This is a genomic window from Streptococcus mitis, from assembly GCF_023109105.1.
Classification (GTDB): Bacteria; Bacillota; Bacilli; order Lactobacillales; family Streptococcaceae; genus Streptococcus; species Streptococcus mitis_BW.
Genome location: NZ_JALDTZ010000002.1, coordinates 25,879 through 43,900 on the forward strand (window position 1 = coordinate 25,879; position 18,022 = coordinate 43,900).

Annotated in this window: 18 protein-coding genes; 5 read left to right on the forward strand and 13 right to left on the reverse strand. The window is 40.5% G+C overall.

Going from position 1 to position 18,022, the window contains the following annotated elements; all coding sequences use genetic code 11:
- The first annotated feature begins 9 nt into the window (after nucleotides 1–9).
- Together M1F37_RS01680 and trhA are read left to right on the forward strand one after the other, a co-directional pair.
- Nucleotides 10–456, forward strand: a complete 447-nt coding sequence (locus tag M1F37_RS01680) for a DUF1836 domain-containing protein (RefSeq protein ID WP_247934471.1) — start codon at nucleotides 10–12, stop codon at nucleotides 454–456.
- Nucleotides 453–1,100 (forward strand): PAQR family membrane homeostasis protein TrhA, encoded by a 648-nt coding sequence (gene trhA, locus M1F37_RS01685; protein ID WP_247934472.1) that lies wholly within the window; start codon nucleotides 453–455, stop codon nucleotides 1,098–1,100. Before M1F37_RS01680 ends, trhA begins: the two co-directional genes overlap by 4 nt.
- 20 nt (nucleotides 1,101–1,120) lie before the next feature.
- Here the strand turns inward: trhA and pdxT are convergent, their stop codons facing one another.
- The 4 genes from pdxT to nox form a co-directional block, all read right to left on the reverse strand.
- The gene (pdxT, locus tag M1F37_RS01690) at nucleotides 1,121–1,702 is read right to left on the reverse strand and encodes a pyridoxal 5'-phosphate synthase glutaminase subunit PdxT (protein ID WP_247934473.1); all 582 of its coding nucleotides are present in this window, start codon (nucleotides 1,700–1,702) and stop codon (nucleotides 1,121–1,123) included.
- On the reverse strand, nucleotides 1,703–2,578 hold the full coding sequence (gene pdxS / locus M1F37_RS01695) for a pyridoxal 5'-phosphate synthase lyase subunit PdxS (protein ID WP_115904792.1): 876 nt from the start codon (nucleotides 2,576–2,578) through the stop codon (nucleotides 1,703–1,705). It lies immediately after the preceding gene.
- Nucleotides 2,579–2,720: 142 nt separating this feature from the next.
- A complete protein-coding gene (locus tag M1F37_RS01700; RefSeq protein ID WP_247934474.1) occupies nucleotides 2,721–2,873 on the reverse strand; it encodes a hypothetical protein in 153 nt (50 codons plus the stop codon).
- A 53-nt stretch (nucleotides 2,874–2,926) separates the two neighbouring features.
- Nucleotides 2,927–4,306, reverse strand: coding sequence for a H2O-forming NADH oxidase (gene nox, locus M1F37_RS01705; protein WP_247934475.1), 1,380 nt, complete (start codon nucleotides 4,304–4,306; stop codon nucleotides 2,927–2,929).
- Between the two features lie 308 nt (nucleotides 4,307–4,614).
- On the opposite strand from nox, the gene M1F37_RS01710 reads away from it, so the two are divergent.
- The 3 genes from M1F37_RS01710 to M1F37_RS01720 are packed head-to-tail and all read left to right on the forward strand — an operon-like array spanning nucleotide 4,615 to nucleotide 7,459.
- A complete protein-coding gene (locus M1F37_RS01710) occupies nucleotides 4,615–5,538 on the forward strand; it encodes an FAD:protein FMN transferase (protein ID WP_247934476.1) in 924 nt (307 codons plus the stop codon).
- Nucleotides 5,539–5,596: 58 nt separating this feature from the next.
- Nucleotides 5,597–6,202: an NADPH-dependent FMN reductase gene (locus tag M1F37_RS01715; protein ID WP_075229439.1), complete on the forward strand. Its 606-nt coding sequence runs from the start codon at nucleotides 5,597–5,599 to the stop codon at nucleotides 6,200–6,202.
- Between the two features lie 18 nt (nucleotides 6,203–6,220).
- Nucleotides 6,221–7,459, forward strand: coding sequence for an NAD(P)H-dependent oxidoreductase (locus tag M1F37_RS01720; RefSeq protein ID WP_247934477.1), 1,239 nt, complete (start codon nucleotides 6,221–6,223; stop codon nucleotides 7,457–7,459).
- Nucleotides 7,460–7,506: 47 nt separating this feature from the next.
- Here the strand turns inward: M1F37_RS01720 and M1F37_RS01725 are convergent, their stop codons facing one another.
- The 9 genes from M1F37_RS01725 to M1F37_RS01765 form a co-directional block, all read right to left on the reverse strand.
- The gene (locus tag M1F37_RS01725) at nucleotides 7,507–7,683 is read right to left on the reverse strand and encodes a hypothetical protein (protein WP_247934478.1); all 177 of its coding nucleotides are present in this window, start codon (nucleotides 7,681–7,683) and stop codon (nucleotides 7,507–7,509) included.
- Nucleotides 7,684–7,726: 43 nt separating this feature from the next.
- Nucleotides 7,727–7,984, reverse strand: a complete 258-nt coding sequence (locus M1F37_RS01730; protein WP_247934479.1) for a DUF896 family protein — start codon at nucleotides 7,982–7,984, stop codon at nucleotides 7,727–7,729.
- Between the two features lie 41 nt (nucleotides 7,985–8,025).
- Nucleotides 8,026–10,062 carry a glycine--tRNA ligase subunit beta gene (glyS, locus tag M1F37_RS01735; protein WP_247934480.1) on the reverse strand — a complete coding sequence of 679 codons (2,037 nt, stop codon included), beginning with the start codon at nucleotides 10,060–10,062 and terminating at the stop codon, nucleotides 8,026–8,028.
- A gap of 259 nt (nucleotides 10,063–10,321) precedes the next feature.
- Nucleotides 10,322–11,239: a glycine--tRNA ligase subunit alpha gene (glyQ, locus tag M1F37_RS01740; protein WP_084940864.1), complete on the reverse strand. Its 918-nt coding sequence runs from the start codon at nucleotides 11,237–11,239 to the stop codon at nucleotides 10,322–10,324.
- Nucleotides 11,240–11,638: 399 nt separating this feature from the next.
- Nucleotides 11,639–12,481, reverse strand: a complete 843-nt coding sequence (locus M1F37_RS01745) for an aldo/keto reductase (protein WP_247934481.1) — start codon at nucleotides 12,479–12,481, stop codon at nucleotides 11,639–11,641.
- Nucleotides 12,482–12,556: 75 nt separating this feature from the next.
- Nucleotides 12,557–13,966, reverse strand: a complete 1,410-nt coding sequence (pgdA, locus tag M1F37_RS01750; protein WP_247934482.1) for a peptidoglycan-N-acetylglucosamine deacetylase PgdA — start codon at nucleotides 13,964–13,966, stop codon at nucleotides 12,557–12,559.
- A gap of 87 nt (nucleotides 13,967–14,053) precedes the next feature.
- Nucleotides 14,054–15,244 (reverse strand): methionine adenosyltransferase, encoded by a 1,191-nt coding sequence (metK, locus tag M1F37_RS01755; protein ID WP_049494917.1) that lies wholly within the window; start codon nucleotides 15,242–15,244, stop codon nucleotides 14,054–14,056.
- Between the two features lie 356 nt (nucleotides 15,245–15,600).
- On the reverse strand, nucleotides 15,601–16,944 hold the full coding sequence (locus M1F37_RS01760; RefSeq protein ID WP_247934483.1) for a DEAD/DEAH box helicase: 1,344 nt from the start codon (nucleotides 16,942–16,944) through the stop codon (nucleotides 15,601–15,603).
- A 255-nt stretch (nucleotides 16,945–17,199) separates the two neighbouring features.
- The gene (locus tag M1F37_RS01765) at nucleotides 17,200–18,015 is read right to left on the reverse strand and encodes an endonuclease/exonuclease/phosphatase family protein (RefSeq protein WP_247934484.1); all 816 of its coding nucleotides are present in this window, start codon (nucleotides 18,013–18,015) and stop codon (nucleotides 17,200–17,202) included.
- Between the last annotated feature and the right edge of the window lie 7 nt (nucleotides 18,016–18,022).

Consider the following 18,022-nt stretch of genomic DNA (forward strand, 5'->3'; position numbering starts at 1 on the left):
GAGTTGAAAATGAAAACTACCTTTTCCTACCCAAAATGGGCAGAAATTCCAAACATTGACCTCTATCTAGATCAGGTTTTGCTTTATGTCAATCAGGTCTGCGCTCCTATCTCTCCTGATAAAGAAAAGGGCCTGACAGCATCTATGGTCAATAATTATGTGAAACATGGTAACCTGACAAAGCCTGATAAGAAAAAATACCAACGCCAACAGATTGCACGTTTGATTGCTATCACAACCCTCAAGTCTGTATTTTCTATTCAAGAAATAGCCCAGACACTTAATACTCTACAAAGTCAAGCAAGTTCAGATCAACTCTACGATGCTTTTGTGGACTACATGAACCAAGGAATTGACCCAGCTAACCCTATTATCCAAACTAGCTGCCAAACCGTTAAACTCTATCATCAAACTCTAGCCTTAATCCACCATACTGAAGAGGAGATAATCCAATGAACACTAGCCTTAAACTCAGCAAACAACTCAGTTTTGGAGAGGAGATCGCTAATAGCGTGACCCATGCTGTGGGTGCAGTCATCATGCTGATCTTACTCCCTATTTCGTCCACCTATAGTTATGAGACACATGGATTTTTATCATCTATCGGCGTTTCCATTTTCGTCATCAGTCTCTTTCTCATGTTTCTATCATCCACCATTTATCACTCTATGGCCTATGGTTCGACCCATAAATATGTCTTGAGAATCATTGACCATTCTATGATTTACGTTGCCATTGCTGGATCTTACACGCCCGTCGTATTAACCTTAATGAATAACTGGTTTGGCTATCTGATTATTACCATCCAGTGGGGAACGACCATCTTTGGTATTCTCTATAAAATCTTTGCTAAAAAGGTCAATGAGAAATTCAGCCTTGCTCTTTACCTGATTATGGGCTGGTTAGTTCTGGCTATCATTCCAGCCATTATCAGTCAAACAACGCCGATTTTCTGGAGTCTCATGGTAACTGGTGGACTCTCTTATACAGTTGGGGCTGGATTTTATGCTAAGAAAAAACCTTATTTCCACATGATTTGGCATCTCTTTATCCTAGCTGCATCTGCACTCCAATACATCGCAATTGTTTATTACATGTAAAAAAGTTGAGAAATTCAATCTCAACTTTTTTCTTTACACATATTGATAAAGTACTGGTGCAAGCGCACATCATCAGTCAATTCTGGATGAAAAGATGTCACCAACATACTTTTTTCTTGGGCTGCAACGATTTGATTATCAACTGTTGCTAGAATTTCTACACCCTCTCCAACACTACTGATAATCGGACCACGAATAAAGGTCATTGGAATTTGACCAACTCCCTTACATTCTGCTTCCGTATAGAAACTCCCTAGTTGGCGCCCATAGGCATTGCGCTCGACCACCATATCCATAGTTCCAAGATGACTCTCGTCCTGAGAAGTAATTTCCTTAGCTAGCAAAATTAAACCTGCACAGGTCCCAAACACTGGTAATCCAGATAGAATGGTTTCTCGAATGGGAATCAGCATGTCCTGGTCACGTAAAAGCTTGCCCATGGTTGTAGACTCACCACCGGGTAATATCAAACCCGACAAGTCACTCTGATCTTGCTGAAAATCTTCTAAATTTCTGATTTCAACACTCTCGACACCTAATTGATTTAGCACTTTTGCATGCTCTGCAAAGGCACCTTGCAAGGCCAATATTCCGATTTTCATCTATTTTCCTCGCTCAGCCATGAGAATTTGGATTTCATTTTCATTAATACCAACCATGGCTTCTCCTAAATCTTCAGAGATTTGTGCTAAGATTTGAGGATTTTGGAAGTTAGTCACAGCCTTAACAATAGCACTCGCTCGTTTAACAGGATCGCCTGACTTGAAAATTCCTGAGCCAACAAAGACGCCTTCAGCACCAAGTTGCATCATCAGCGCAGCATCTGCTGGCGTTGCAACGCCTCCAGCTGCGAAGTTTACAACTGGCAATTTCCCATGTTCATGGACATATTGAACCAATTCTACAGGTACTTGCAAGTCCTTCGCAGCAACATAAAGTTCGTCCTCGCGTAGATTTTGAATGCGGCGAATTTCCTGATTCATCATACGCATATGACGAACGGCTTGGACGATATCCCCCGTACCCGGTTCTCCTTTTGTACGAATCATAGAAGCACCTTCAGCGATACGACGCAAGGCTTCCCCCAAGTCCTTCGCCCCACAGACAAAAGGAACTTGAAATTCTTTCTTGTCCACATGGAAACGGTCATCGGCTGGAGATAGAACTTCACTCTCATCGATATAGTCAATTTCAATAGCCTCTAAAATCTGAGCTTCAACAAAATGGCCAATTCTGACCTTGGCCATCACTGGAATGCTAACCGCTTCTTGGATTTCCTTAATCATCTTTGGGTCACTCATGCGGGAAACCCCACCAGCTGCACGAATATCAGCTGGAATCCGCTCCAAGGCCATAACAGCTGCCGCACCAGCAGCCTCTGCAATACGGGCCTGTTCAGGATTTTGCACATCCATGATAACCCCACCCTTGAGCATCTGCGCCAAGTTTTTATTTAGTTCATAACGATTTTCAGTCATTTGTTTTATCCTCATCATTTGTATTGGTAGCTACCATTTCATTTTAAGTTAGATTAGAATGAAGTACAAGATAAAAAAATCGTAATTGTATGGGTACAGATTAACTAATACTCTTCGAGAATCTCTTCAAACCACGTCAGCTTCACCTTGGATTATATATGTGACTGACTTCGTCAGTTCTATCTGCAACCTCAAAACAGTGTTTTGAGCTGACTTCGTCAGTTCTATCGACAACCTCAAAGCTGTGCTTTGAGCAACCTGTGGCTAGCTTCCCAGTTTGCTTTTTGATTTTCATTGAGTATAAAAAACTATCCGACCTTAACTTAAGGCCAGATAGCTCATTTATTTTTATTTTTCTGCTGTAAGTGCAGCCATTGTGATGTAGTTGTAAGGTTTATTAAAGTGTGGCAAGAAGAATAGGTCTGTCAATGCCAATTTATCAATTGTAACGTGTTCTTGGATAGCAAGTGAGAACATGTGGATTCCCATGCTGATAGCTGAATCACGTGATACCATTTGAGCGCCAAGAATTTCGCGGCTGTCTTTATCAAAGACAATCTTGATAGCTACTTCATAGTTGTCATGCTTCATAAATTCTGGTTTTTGAAGATCGTTGAATCCAGTTTCAGTTGCATTGTAACCTGCAGCTTTTGCTTTTTCAAGTGTCAAACCAGTTGAAACCATGTGAAGACCATAGATAGAAATACCATTTGATCCTTGAACACCGATTCCTTCAAGTTCATGTCCACAAGCGTTGTAGGCACCTACGATACCGGTACGAACAGCGTTTGAAGCAAGCGCGATGTAGCTAGTGTCTTTACGAGCGTTGTCATAAACAGTCGCACAGTCACCCACTGCATAAACACCTGGAATTGATGTTTCTTGTTTCTTGTCAACAAGGAAGGCTCCGTTACGGAAGAGTTCAATCTTACCGTCAGCAAGAGCTGTGTTTGGACGGAATCCAACTGCAAGAACAACCATATCCACATCAAATGTTTCTTTGTCAGTGATCAAGCGTTCAACTTTACCATCACCTTCGATAGCTTTAACAGTTTGTCCAAGAGCCAAACGGATGTTGTGGTCTTCCAAGTTTTTAGCCATCATTTGTGTGAAGTCTTTGTCATAGTATCCGTTCAATACTGTGTCAACGATATCAACAAGGACAACTTCTTTTCCAAGACGTTCGAAAGCCTCAGCAAGCTCAACACCAATGTAACCACCACCAACTACAGCGATACGTTCAAGGTGTTTGCTCTTATCAGCAAGTTTGTTGATAACTTCTTCAGCATTTTGATACAATTTAACGAATTGTACGTTTTCAAGAGTTGCTTTGAACTCACGGTTACCTTTAACAATTTCAACACCTTCAATTGGAGGCAAAATTGGTGTAGAACCAGTAGCAAAGATCAACTTATCGTATGATTCTTTGTGTTCTTTTCCTTCAACTTCTGCAGTAACAACTTTGTTATCGTAGTCGATTGAAAGTACAGGTGAGTTCATGTAAATTTTCGCACCTTTAGCTTCAAGCGTTTCTTTATCAGAGTAGAACAAGCCTTCAGGACCGTCGATTTGCTCACCAATCCAAAGGGCCATTCCACATCCTAGGAAAGAGATGTTAGAGTTTTGGTCAAATACAACGATTTCGTTCTCATTTCCAAAATTATCCAACATAGTATTAATACATGCTGTACCAGCGTGGTTAGCACCAACTACAACGATTTTACTCATAGAAAAATTCCTACCTTCAATTTTATATTTACTCTTCTAGTATAACATTTACTGTTAGCGTTTACAAGAGTTTTGCTGATTTTCCTGATTTTTTTGTAAAAAAATGTAAATAATCTGTATTTTACCATCCTTTCTTACAATTATTCTTTATTTTCTGAGCATATTTCTTGACAACTTTACAAATTTTATTTGTGAAAACGCTGACTTTATGGTATGCTAGTATCATGGAAAGAAAATGTAAGGGGTTAAATTTAATATAAACTCAACATATTTCAGCCTTCTTTTCATAAGAGAAAGGAGTTGGTAGCTTGCCTCTTAGTTCACATTCCGAACGACTAATGGGGACCACTATCACTATTTCATTAGTGGATGAGCGAGCTGATAACTTGCTCCAAAAATCCTTTAATTTGCTCAAAGAGCTTGAATACCGCTTCAATGCCAATAGCCAAGAATCTGAGTTGATGGAAATCAATCATCAAGCTGGAATAGCTCCAGTAAAGGTTCATCCAAACCTGTTTGAGCTAATTTCACTTGGATTAGAACATAGCCTAGCACCCTCTAGCCATCTCAACATCAGTATTGGTCCCTTGATTCAAACCTGGCGCATCGGTTTTTCAGATGCCAAAGTTGCCCAGCCTCAAGAGATTGAATCGGTGCTACCTTTAATCAATCCTCATTATATCGAGTTAGATTCTTCCACTTCCACTGTGTTTTTAAAACAGAAAGGAATGAAGATTGATCTTGGTTGTTTAGCCAAGGGTTATAGTGCGGATAAGGTTGCCCAATTTCTTAGAGAAGAGGGAGTGACTTCTGCCTTGATCAATCTGGGAGGGAATATCCTGACCATTGGAAAAAATCGGGCAAGAGGGGATCAGCCTTGGCAAATCGGGATTCAAGACCCAGCCAATCCGAGGGGAAATCACTTAATGACCATCCCCGTTGTCAATAAATCTGTCGTGACTTCAGGCATTTATGAACGTCACCTGACAGTCGATGGAAAAGATTACCATCATATTTTTGACAGCCAAACAGGATATCCTGTTGAAACGGAACTAGCTAGTCTAACCATCATCTCTGATAAGTCAGTCGATGGCGAAATCTGGACAACTCGTTTATTTGGAGAAAGACCTGCTTCTATCCTCTGGCAAGTCGAAAGTTTGGAGGGCATCGAAGCTATCCTCATCGATAAAGAAGGTCACCTAAGCTGTTCTTCAGGAATTCCTACTCTATAGAAATAGATGTTTCAATGGAGTTTTAAATCGTATTATGTAAAAAGAGAAAGGAAATCTCATGTTAAAACTTATTGCTATTGTAGGAACTAACTCAAAACGTTCCACAAACCGTCAACTGCTTCAATATATGCAAAAACACTTTGCTGATAAAGCAGAAATCGAATTAGTAGAAATTAAAGATCTTCCAGTCTTCAATAAACCAGCCGACAAACAAATTCCGGCTGAAGCTATGGAAATCGTAGCTAAAATCGAAGCAGCTGATGGTGTTATCATCGGTACACCAGAATACGACCACTCAATTCCAGCTGTTCTTATGAGCGCCCTAGCTTGGATTTCTTACGGAGTATTCCCACTTTTGAATAAACCTGTTATGATTACTGGTGCTTCATATGGCACACTTGGTTCTTCACGTGCTCAATTGCAACTTCGTCAAATTTTGAATGCTCCTGAGATTAAAGCAACAGTTCTTCCTGATGAATTCTTACTTTCTCACTCTCTTCAAGCATTTGATAAGAATGGTGACTTGGTAGATCTTGATGTCATCAATAAATTGGATGCCATCTTTGACGACTTCCGTATCTTTGTCAAGATTACTGAAAAATTACGTAGTGCACAAGAATTGCTTCGCAAAGATGCAGAAGAATTTGACTGGGAAAACTTGTAAGATAGGAGACAAAATAGAATGAAATTTGTTGGACTTGTTGGATCAAACTACGATCAATCATATAACCGCAAACTCTTGGAGTTCATCCGCCGTCAGTTTAAAATTAAATTTGAACTAGAGGTTTTGGAAATCGATGAAGTTCCAATGTTTAACCAAGACGAAAAATGGGACGAAAGTTTCCAATTACGTCTTCTTTATAACAGAATTACACGTGCTGATGGTGTCATTATTGCCACTCCTGAGCACAACCACACAATTTCTGCTTCACTTAAATCAGTTCTTGAATGGCTTTCATACGAAGTTCATCCATTTGAAAACAAACCAGTGATGATCGTTGGTGCTTCATATTATGACCAAGGAACTTCACGTGCTCAAGTACACCTTCGTAAGATTCTAGATGCACCAGGAGTAAATGCCTACACATTGCCAGGTAATGAATTCCTTCTTGGAAAAGCTAAGGAAGCTTTTGACGCAGATGGAAACATTATTAACGAAGGCACTATTAAATTCCTTGAAACTTGCTTAGATAACTTTGTCAAATACGTGGGAGTCGTTTCTAAATTGAAAAAACCAAAACCAATTGATCCAGAAGACTTGGATTGTGGAAAACCAATCGCTACAACTATTACAGAAGTTGACCCTGATGATCCAGAATGGGTAGAAAAAGTTGCAGAAATTACAGGCGCTGTATCCGGTGATACATACGTTAAACTTGACCATGGTATCCTTACAGTTAACCAAATTGATATGTTCTTGAAAGCTATGCCTTTTGAATTGACATATGCTGACGATAACAACCAATTCCTCTACTACAACAACGCTCACCAAGACCCTGATACAATGTTTGCAAAACGTGTACCATCTCAATCTGGTAGCCGTATGTCAACAGTTCACGGTTCACTTCCACCAGCACGTATGAAAAACGTTGAGTGGGTTATCGGAACACTTCGCAATGGTAACCAAGATTACGTACGTACAATTGTTCCTGGTTCACCTGCTGGTGTTATCAACACTCACAACTACCAAGCAATGTACTATCCTGATGGTTCATATGCTGGTATTAACGAGATTGTCTTCAACTTCCAACCATGGCTTGACTGGTACTTGAAAGAAACTGGGCAACGTCTAGTTGGTGGAAATGCTGCAGCTCCTGCTGGAGGACATGGCGGAGCAGATGCCACATCTGGAGCTTCTGATGCAGGTGATGCTGGAGGTCACGGTGGTGGCGCAGACGCTACATCTGGTGCAAGTAACTAATAATAGATTTAGGAACCATCCCGGTTCCTTTTTTAGTGATAAAAAGACTAGCAACACAAACTGCTAGTCTTTTGGTTATTATACTCTTCAAAAATCTCTTCAAACCACGTCAGCTTCGTCTTGCCGTAGGTATGATTACTGACTTTGTCAGTCTTATCTACAACCTCAAAGCAGTGCTTTGAGCAACCTGCGGCTCGCTTCCTAGTTTGCTCTTTGATTTTCATTGAGTATTATTTTATCTATCCTTGTTAAAAGGCATAATGCTTATTATGAATTTGGATCATCAAGACTTCGACCATGCAATCCTTTTTCGCGTTGCACTTGACGAAGTTTTTCAGGAGTCACGTCATTTCCTTCCTCATCCACGATTTTAATACCTTCAACATGGTGACGAACTGCACGACGATAACCTTCGATGTACTCCTCACGTAGTTTAGCTTGTTCCACTTTTTCAGCTGGTGTTAAGCCTTCTGTTTTTTTCTTTTTAGCAAGCTCATTGATACGAGCAATTTTTTTCGGATCCATTTCTTCTCCTTTGTGATAAGATAAAGTTCGTTTATCAAATTTTATTTAGTATTAATTTGGTTAAAACGAGCGAGTTTAGTGGCTTTTTGAGTTAAATGAGACAAGATAGCCAAGCGATTTTGACGGACAGCCTGATCTTCTACCATTACCATGGTATTCTCAAAGAAAGCATCAATGACTGGGCTAAGCGCAAAGAGCTGTTTCAATTGCTGACTTGCAGTACCTGATAAAACAAGTGTATCTACTGCTTCCGCCAAGGCTTTTTCTTGGTCATTTTCAAAAAGTGCTGAATCAACTGTAGCAACTCCTTCTGCCTTCTCAGCCAAATTAAAGGCACGAGAAAGTGATTCAACAGATGATTTAAAGTCTTCTTCCTTGCTTGCTTCTACGAGAGCACTTGCCGCTTCCAACATATCCGCCACAACAAAGTTTGATCCTGCAAGAACGGCTTCCTTGATATCTTTTGGAGTAGAACCCATCATCTTATCAACACGAGCCTTGATAAAGTCCATAACTTCCGCCTTATTTTCATAAGTCAAACTATCGAAATTCAAAGCATAAAGGCTATCAATCAGCTCATCCATAGCAATGTACCAACCAAAAGCATCCAAGATACGAACTACACCTTGAGTTGCACGACGAAGGGCATAAGGATCATTAGAACCTGATGGAATCAAGCCTACTGAGAAGAAACTCAAAATCGTATCCAATTTGTCTGCAATGGCTAGAACTGCGCCAACCTTGCTCTCTGGAAGTTCTCCTTCAGCTGATGTAGGCATGTAGTGTTCACGAACAGCAGCTGCCACTGCTGGAGTTTCACCAGCAAGAAGGGCATATTTCTCACCCATAATTCCTTGGAGCTCGTCAAATTCACCAACCATACCTGTCAACAAGTCAAACTTGTAAATGGCTGCTGCACGGGCTAGGTCAACTGTTTCATCCACTGACAAGCCAGCTTTTTCTGCCAAAAGTACCGCGATTTGACCCGTACGAATCATGTGTTCACGAAGAGAACCAATCTTCTCATGGAAGGTTACATTGTTTAATTTTTCAACAAGATCTGAAATCACCAATTTTTGGTCTTCACGCCAGAAGAATTCTCCATCTTCCAAGCGGGCTACCAAGACTTTCTCATTTCCTTTGATGACATTTTCCAAATGCTCTGCGTTTCCATTACGAACTGAAATGAAGTTTGGCAAGAGTTTACCATCTTGATCACGGACAACAAAGTAACGTTGGTGTTCTTTCATCGAAGTCACCAAAACTTCTTCTGGAACGTCAAGGTATTTGGCATCAAAACTTCCCATGAAGGCAGTTGGATATTCAACCAAGTTCAAGACTTCATTTAGCAAGTCGGCATCAATTTCGATACGGACACCATGTTCAGCTTCGATTGCTTTGATTTGGTCCACAATCATCTGCTCACGTTCACGTGGATCTGCAATTACAAACTGTGCACGAAGGTCTTCTTCATAGCTCAAGGCTGACTGAATCTTGGTTTCTTGTCCCAAGAAACGATGACCACGGCTGACACGATCACCCTTTATATCAAGGAAATCCAAATCAAACTCTTGCTCATCCAAGAGAACGGTTAAAGTGTGCACAGGACGGATGTATTCAAAGCTATTACCAGCCCAGTGCATACTGACAGGGAAAGTCAGTGACTTCAAGACATCCACAACACCTGGAACAATGGCTTCAACTGCTTGACCAATTTCTTCCTTAGTGACATAGACGTATTCTTCACCCTTGATTTCACGGAATTCAATATCTTCAACAGTCAAGCCTTTTCCACGGACAAATCCTTGAGCTGCTTTGGTAAAGTTCCCATCACTATCCAAGGCAATTTTCTTTGCTGGACCCTTGAAATCTTCTGTCAAATCAGACTGCTTGTCTGCAAGCCCAGTGACACGAACAGCCAAACGACGTGGTGTTGAGAAGGTTTGAATAGCTTCAAAAGACAGGCGGTTTTCCTTGAGGAAGGTTGCCATTTTTTCGCCTAGTTGTTTTTCACTTGGCGTAACAACATAGGCTGGTAATTCTTCAAGACCGAGTTCTACTAATAAGTTTTTTGTCATGTTTTTTCCTTTACATTTTCTTCAATCTTTTTTGATATGCACCTTAGGTACTGGGGACGTCGCTAACTAACTTTGTGAGTCTGTAGGGAAATCTAATGCTAAATTAATCAAGATTTCCAACAGTCTCATCAAAGTGGATTTAGCTGACTAATTTTTGAACCTAAGGTTTCAAAAATCCCCACATAACAGTACAACGGTGCATATCCCTCTAGCAAGTCTTCGACTTGCCTCTAACGATTTTAGAGCACAGTATTACTCACTATTCTGCGTCTTCTGCTAAGAGTTTAGCTCGTGTTGCTTCATCCAAAAGTGGGTAGCCTAGGCGTTTACGTTCTGCGACAAAGGTTTTGGCTACGACACGGGCCAAGTTACGGATACGAGCGATATAGCCTGCACGCTCTGTTACAGATACGGCACCACGCGCATCAAGCAGGTTAAAGGTGTGTGAACATTTAAGAACATAGTCATAGGCAGGGTGTACCAAGCCTTCTTCCAAGGCATGACCAGCCTCTTTTTCAAACTTATCAAAGTTTTCAAGCAACATTTCTTGGTCCGAAATTTCAAATGAATATTTTGAGTGCTCGTACTCAGGCTGGATGAAGATTTCTCCGTATTTTACACCATCAGCCCATTCGATATCATAGACAGAATCCACTTCCTGAATATAAGAAGCCAAGCGCTCCAAACCATAGGTAACTTCCGCGGTCACAGGGCCAGTTGCCAATCCACCCACTTGTTGGAAGTAAGTGAACTGAGTGATTTCCATCCCATCAAGCCAAACTTCCCAACCAAGACCAGCTGAACCAGTTGATGGGTTTTCCCAGTTGTCCTCAACGAAACGGATATCGTGTTCCAAAGGATTGATTCCCAATTTCTCTAAAGATTCAAGGTAAAGTTCTTGGATATTTGATGGAGAAGGCTTCATGACCACTTGGAATTGATGGTGTTGGTAAAGACGGTTAGGGTTTTCCCCGTAACGACCGTCAGCAGGACGACGTGATGGCTCTACATAAGCCGCATTCCATGGCTCAGGTCCGATGGCACGAAGAAAAGTATAAGGACTCATGGTTCCCGCACCTTTTTCATTGTCATAAGCCTGCATTAGCATACAACCTTGGTCATTCCAAAATTGTTGCAAAGTCAAAATAATTTCTTGAAATGTTAATTTCTTAGACATTGAATACTCCTTAATAAAAAATGATTTCTTGCGATACGAGTCTGCCTAGTCGATTATACGAGGCAAGACGAGTTAGTACTGCGTCTAGCTTAAACACATGAAGCAGTGAGACTGTATAGAAAATCCAGGACTGATTTTCTTGAAAGAAGACTCAGGTTCAAAATCAAAAAGAACCGAATTTCAACACCCAAGCCTTGCGACTAGGGGCGTCAGAAACGCGGTTCCACCCTAATTTATTACTTCATTGCTTTTTTAAATACTACAGAAAGCGCCAGTTCTTTATTTTGTCCTACTTGGCTCCCACTATCCCAAGCTCGCTTGAAGAACGCCATAAGACTTTCTTTCCTGCAGACTATTATATCAAAAATTAGAAGAATGTACAATTCTTTTTATGATTTTCTAGAAATCCATATCATCAACTCGTGGAGCACCCGACTGAACAGCAATCGTTTTTAAGGTTTCTCTTTCCTCATGACTCAGTTCAATTCCAAAGCAATCAAGATTAGCTTGAATACGCGATGCTGTGACAGATTTTGGGAGTGGTAAAAATCCTTCTGCCAAGCTCCAGGCCAAGGCTATTTGAGCAACAGACTTTCCGTGATTTGCCGCAATTTCTTGCACTTGCTTGCTATCAAACAGTTCTCCCTGACCAAAAGGCCCCCAAGCTTCCAATAAAATTCCTTTTTCTCGACAGTAATCTACTACTTCCTCTTGATACACACCTGGTGCCAAACGAACTTGATTAACCGCAGGAACGATTCTTGCTGTTTCAAGCAAGGCATCCAAATGATGGGGAAGGAAATTACTAACTCCGATAGCACGGATTTTACCTTCTAGATAAAGATCCTCCATCGCTCTCCAAATCTCAGCATTGCGAGTTTTCCATGCCTCATTTTCTCTTAAAGGTTTTGGGTTCGGCCAATGAATCAAATACAGATCCAAATAATCCAAGCCCAGCTTCTCTAAAGACTCTTCAAAAGCCTGACGAGCTTGCTCATAGTTATGATTTGTATTCCAAAGTTTACTGGTTACAAAGATTTCCTCCCTCGGAATGCCACTATCTTGAATAGCACGACCAACGCTTTCTTCATTTTTATAAATCGCTGCCGTATCGATATGGCGATAGCCTGCCTTTAAAGCCTCTAGTACAGCTTGATAGGCAATCTCTCCATTTTCAGCTTTCCAGGTTCCAAATCCCAGTACTGGAATTGTAACACCATTGTTTAAAGTATAAGATTTCATTATTTTTCCTTTCAATGAGAAGAAAATCCAAAGAGCCAAATTTCAAGGAAAACTTTTCTCTTTAGATTTTGTGTATTATTGATTGCGGCCGTAATAGAGCTGATGAGCTTTAAGACGAGAGTCTAACAAATCTGGAATTGTCACAAAGTCATAACCTTGCCCTTTCAAATAGTCAATAACCTTCGGTAAAGCATTGACACTCTCAGCATGAATATCATGCATGAGAATAATAGAACCATTCTGCACTTCACGCTGAATCTCTGTCAGAATAGATGCTTCATTATGACTCTTCCAGTCAAGACTATCCACATCCCACAAAATAAAGCTCAAATCGAGGCTATTGCGAATGTCGTCTGTAATGGCTCCATAAGGCGGACGCATAAGTTTAGAACTAGCGCCCAGCACCTTAGTCAACGCATCCTCAGTATCAGTAATCTGTTTCTTAGCTTCATCAAGCGAAAGTTTTGAAAGCACTGGATGGCTCCAACTATGGTTTCCAATGACATGACCATCTGCTTTCATGCGTTTCAAAATCTCTTCATTTCCAGAAACATTCTTACCTAGTACAAAGAAAGTAGCCTTAATTCCATACTTAGAAAGAGTATCTAATGTTTGATTTGTCGTTGTAGGATTAGGTCCATCATCAAAAGTCAAGGCTACTACTTTACGATTTTTCTTTTCATAATAAGCCTTATAAAGTTCCGCATCCTTATCCAGCAGATATGAGGACTGAATAACCTCAAAGAAACTAGATACTGGCAAGGCTATCTCATCTAGATTCTCAACTGCCTGACTAGGATATAGGATTATTTGACTATCCTTATAATCAAAATCCCATAAAGATAAGTCTTGGTCAGAGAAACCTTTAACAAGCTGATCGACCTTTTCTTGCTCCAATTTCTTATCCTGTAAGAAAGAGGTCAGTTCTTTTATCAGCTGCTCTTTGGCTTTACTAGCATCTGAAAACAATTGATCAAGTGTAAAAGGTTTGCCATCTTCTGTCAAATGGACTTTTGCAAGACTAGTTTTTTCAGTCTCTTCAACTTTTGAAGGAGTTAAATCATAGACTTGTTTCATCACACTTCGGTTGACAATCCCTTTTAAAGTCGAATCCTGTTTCTCCGTATAATAGAAAACCAGATTTTCCTTGTCTTCCAGATTTTCCTTGTCTTCCAGATTTTCCTTAATATCCTGTGTCATGATTTCTTTTACAGATGAAATCACTTGCTCCCCTTGGAGAGGATAATAGGCAATTACTTCTGCTTGTCCCTTACGAAAATGATCCTTCTGATTTCCCTCACTCAATTGATCATCTTTCTCTTTTTTGAGAGATTCAATCCTTTGTTCAAAACTTTGCTTTGTATATATTTTGTATCCAATCATTGAACCAAGGACACATATACTTACTGAAAAGATAGCTACCAGGGCTATCAAACCGATTCTCTTTTTATCGTGCTCAACACGTTTTGCTCTACTTTTATCCATAGAAATATCATATCAAATTCAGGCTATAATTTCAATGATTTTAGAGGAAATAGTATATTAAAAAGAGGGAAACTCCCTCTTAAGATTTTATTTTACTGCTTCTTTCAAGGCTTCTACCTTATCCAAGCGTTCCCATGGAAGATCAATATCTGTACGTCCCATATGTCCATAAGCCGCTGTTTGACGGTAGATTGGACGTTTGAGGTCAAGCATTTGGATGATTCCTGCAGGACGAAGGTCAAAGATTTGACGCGCTGCTTTTTCAAGTTTACTTTCAGCTACTGTTCCTGTACCGAAAGTATCGATACGGACAGATACAGGTTGAGCTACACCGATTGCGTAGGCCAATTGAACTTCTGCTTTCTTAGCAAGACCTGCAGCAACAATGTTTTTAGCAATGTAGCGAGCTGCATAAGAAGCGGAACGGTCAACCTTAGTGGCATCCTTACCAGAGAAGGCACCACCACCGTGACGTGAGTAACCACCATAAGTATCTACGATGATCTTACGACCCGTCAAACCTGAGTCCCCTTGAGGTCCTCCGATAACGAAACGACCAGTTGGATTGATGAAGAATTTAGTTTCATCGTCAAGATACGAAGCTGGAATCACTTCTTTGATGACCTTGTTAATCACATCCTCATGGATTTGTTCATTGCTGACTTCTGGATCGTGTTGAGTTGAAATAACGACTGTATCCACGCGCACTGGCTGGTCATTTTCATCATACTCAACCGTAACTTGAGATTTGGCGTCTGGACGAAGATAGCTAATTTCACCAGACTTACGAAGCTCTGCCAAACGACGAACCAACTTGTGACTGAGTGAGATTGGCAATGGCATGAGTTCTTCAGTTTCATCCACTGCAAAACCAAACATGAGACCTTGATCTCCAGCTCCAATCAAGTCAAGTGGATCTTGATCCGCATTTCCACGAACTTCTAAGGCTTCATTAACCCCTTGAGCGATATCTGGTGATTGTTCTACCAAGGATGGGTGAACTCCTACCGTCTCCGCAGAAAAACCGTACTCTGTATTGGTATAACCGATTTCTGCAATAGTATCACGAACCACTCGGTTAATATCGACATAAGCATTGGTTGAAATTTCACCGAAAACATGTACTGAACCAGTATAAACAGCTGTTTCAGCAGCCACGTGCGCCTCTGGATCTTGCTCTAAAATAGCATCCAAAATCGCATCTGAAATTTGGTCTGCAATCTTATCTGGATGCCCCTCAGATACAGATTCAGACGTGAATAATTTACGTTCTGACATAAAAATGTCCCCCCCTTAAAAATAGTGTTATAGAGTTACAAAGTACTGATAGGTATTTCTATAGTCTAAGAGTTACAACGCGTAAGAAATAAAAACATTTATGAAGCTAGTAAGGTGCATAGGGTGACCGCCTATAGCGGCAACCGTAGAATGACGAACGACTTTGGAACCGTCATTCTTTGCGAGTTGCGACTCGAAAGAAAAAATAGAAATTTCTACCATCTTATCGGGACTATATAACTCTACCATTATACCATTTTTAGGTGCAATTTGCAGTCTATAATGTAGTGTTTCTGTATAGATAGTTCGTTCTCATAAATAAAAAAAGTTGGAGCTCAGTACTCCAACAATTACTATTAAAATGTTTGGCGTTTTGCTTTACGCTCTGCACGACCGCGAGCACGACTTTCTGCACGCTTGGTTTTACGGCGTTTTTCATCAACCGCCCACTGGATTTTTTTCTTATAGCCCGGTTTAACTTTTTTCTTTTTCTTTTTGACCAGACCAATCATTTCAATATCAAGCTTATCTTGCTTCTTCTCACGATTGGCACGACGATCACGGTCATAAGTATCTTGAAATTCCCCGTCTTTGACCATCTTAGGAGTAAACTTGATTCCCAATTTCTCCAACTCACGGATATCCGAGTCATCACTTGGCTGGTAAAGGGTAATAGCTGTACCAGCTAGACCATTTCGTCCAGTACGACCAACTCGGTGAACAAAGAAAGATAAATCTTGCGGAATGGCATCATTGATGACATGACTAACACCTTCAATATCAATTCCACGCGCTGCCAAATCTGTTGCTACAATATACTCAAAATCCAGATTTTTCACCTGATTCATGATACGCTTGCGTTCGCGAGGGGCAATATCTCCATGAATCTTTGCCACCTTCAAACCTTGAGCGGTCAGGTATGAATGTAATTCATCAGCGCGTGTTTTAGTGTTCACAAAAATCATTGCCAAATAAGGCTGCATCAACTGAGTCAACTGGTAAATTTGAGCATTCTTATCACGTCCCTTGGTAGAAATCAACCAGTTATCAATGGTGTCAGAGATAACTGTTTTGGTCTTGATTTTCTCCATGACAGGATTTGACAAGTATTTTTTCAAGAATGGTTGCAACTTTTGTGGGATGGTTGCTGAGAAGACCATGAATTGCAAGTCTTTTGGAAGACTTCCTGCAATCTTATCAACAGTTTCTAAAAATCCCATATCCAAGGTCATGTCTGCCTCATCGACCACAAAAGTCTTAGCTTTATGAATAGCTAGGTCTCCAGATTTTACCAAATCATAAATACGACCTGGCGTCCCAATGACAATGTGTGGTTGATTACTTGCTAATTTGTCAATCTGACGGGCCTTGTCTGTTCCACCAACATAGTTAACGACACGTACTTCTACATCTGAATGAGCGGCAATCTGACGAGCTGCTTGGTAAATCTGAGTAGCCAATTCACGGCTCGGTGCCGTAATCACTGCCTGTACACTATCACTAGCTTCATCTAATTGCTGGAAAATCGGCAACAAGAAAGTATGAGTCTTACCTGAACCTGTTTTTGATTCACCGACTAGGTCACGACCTGCTAAAACAATAGGAATCAACTTGTCTTGCACCTCTGTTGGAGTTGTAAATTTTAACTCCTCCAAGGCTTCTCTAATATAGTTTTTAAATTGAAATTTCGTAAATGACATAATATCCTCGATTCTATCTATCTTATCAATTATACCATATTTTGTTCTATTTCAGTACCCTCACTTATTTATACTCTTCGAAAATCTCTTCAAACCACGTCAGCTTCCATCTGCAACCTCAAAGCAGTGCTTTGAGCAACCTGCGGCTAGCTTCCTAGTTTGCTCTTTGATTTTTATTGAGTATTAGTATATTTCCAGTAGCTTCTCTAGTCAGAAAAAGGCTGGAACTTCATAATTCCAACCTCTTTTCAGTCATTATTTCCAGTTTAAAATAGCATTCAAGCCATAGTGATCACTGACTTGCGGACTCTTGTTACCATCAAATACGACATGTAAATTTTCCACCTCTAACTCTTTGGTAGTAAAAACATAGTCGATTCGAAGGGGTTCAGTGTTCCCTTTCCAACCATCAATTTCTGGTGGAACAGTATAGCTACCACTTTTCTCTTGAGCAACTTCAAAGGCGTCTTGTAGGCCTAATGGACTAGCTAAAATAGCTTGGTAACCCTCCTGCCCAGCTGGATTGTTGAAATCTCCAGCTAGTAAAAGTGGCTTATTCAATTCTTTCAAGACAGCTTCAAATCGTGCCCATTCTTCTTGGAACCCTTTATCCCACCAAGAAAGGTGGACACTAGCAATTGCAAGCTCCTTATCATCTACTACAGTTTCTGCCAAGGCAACTCTACGTGTATGATAATCTGTTGGATCATCTACATCTGATACCAAAATCTCACGCGCCTCAATAGGTGTTTTGGACAAGATAGCCACACCTTCATGGTAGCGATCATAACCGATATGGTTATAGGCCCAAGTCCAATAGTAGCTTCTTCCCTTCTCAGACAATTTTTCAACCAAAAGTCTAACATAGTGGTCTTGGTGAATTGGCTCTGCTGCAGGTAAAGCTTGATAGAAATCATTAACCTCCACCTCAGGAGAAGTAATTTCCTGATTGATTTCTTGGAAACAAATCAAATCATAATCTTTATCAAGAATATCTCGGAGCAAGAGCTGGAATTTTTCTTCTGCTTCTTTCTCCATCCAACTGTGGGTATTGAGTGTTAAAAATTTCATGATTTTC

Excerpts from the sequence above, each read along its gene's own strand:
- M1F37_RS01745 (WP_247934481.1), bottom strand. The coding sequence starts at position 12,481 with ATGAAATCTTATACTTTAAACAATGGTGTTACAATTCCAGTACTGGGA.
- M1F37_RS01765 (WP_247934484.1), bottom strand. The coding sequence starts at position 18,015 with ATGAAATTTTTAACACTCAATACCCACAGTTGGATGGAGAAAGAAGCA.
- M1F37_RS01730 (WP_247934479.1), bottom strand. The coding sequence starts at position 7,984 with ATGGATCCGAAAAAAATTGCTCGTATCAATGAGCTTGCTAAAAAGAAA.
- metK (WP_049494917.1), bottom strand. The coding sequence starts at position 15,244 with ATGTCAGAACGTAAATTATTCACGTCTGAATCTGTATCTGAGGGGCAT.
- trhA (WP_247934472.1), top strand. The coding sequence starts at position 453 with ATGAACACTAGCCTTAAACTCAGCAAACAACTCAGTTTTGGAGAGGAG.
- M1F37_RS01720 (WP_247934477.1), top strand. The coding sequence starts at position 6,221 with ATGAAATTTGTTGGACTTGTTGGATCAAACTACGATCAATCATATAAC.
- M1F37_RS01680 (WP_247934471.1), top strand. The coding sequence starts at position 10 with ATGAAAACTACCTTTTCCTACCCAAAATGGGCAGAAATTCCAAACATT.
- nox (WP_247934475.1), bottom strand. The coding sequence starts at position 4,306 with ATGAGTAAAATCGTTGTAGTTGGTGCTAACCACGCTGGTACAGCATGT.
- M1F37_RS01700 (WP_247934474.1), bottom strand. The coding sequence starts at position 2,873 with ATGAAAATCAAAAAGCAAACTGGGAAGCTAGCCACAGGTTGCTCAAAG.
- glyQ (WP_084940864.1), bottom strand. The coding sequence starts at position 11,239 with ATGTCTAAGAAATTAACATTTCAAGAAATTATTTTGACTTTGCAACAA.
- pgdA (WP_247934482.1), bottom strand. The coding sequence starts at position 13,966 with ATGGATAAAAGTAGAGCAAAACGTGTTGAGCACGATAAAAAGAGAATC.
- pdxS (WP_115904792.1), bottom strand. The coding sequence starts at position 2,578 with ATGACTGAAAATCGTTATGAACTAAATAAAAACTTGGCGCAGATGCTC.
- glyS (WP_247934480.1), bottom strand. The coding sequence starts at position 10,062 with ATGACAAAAAACTTATTAGTAGAACTCGGTCTTGAAGAATTACCAGCC.
- pdxT (WP_247934473.1), bottom strand. The coding sequence starts at position 1,702 with ATGAAAATCGGAATATTGGCCTTGCAAGGTGCCTTTGCAGAGCATGCA.
- M1F37_RS01715 (WP_075229439.1), top strand. The coding sequence starts at position 5,597 with ATGTTAAAACTTATTGCTATTGTAGGAACTAACTCAAAACGTTCCACA.
- M1F37_RS01725 (WP_247934478.1), bottom strand. The coding sequence starts at position 7,683 with ATGAAAATCAAAGAGCAAACTAGGAAGCGAGCCGCAGGTTGCTCAAAG.
- M1F37_RS01760 (WP_247934483.1), bottom strand. The coding sequence starts at position 16,944 with ATGTCATTTACGAAATTTCAATTTAAAAACTATATTAGAGAAGCCTTG.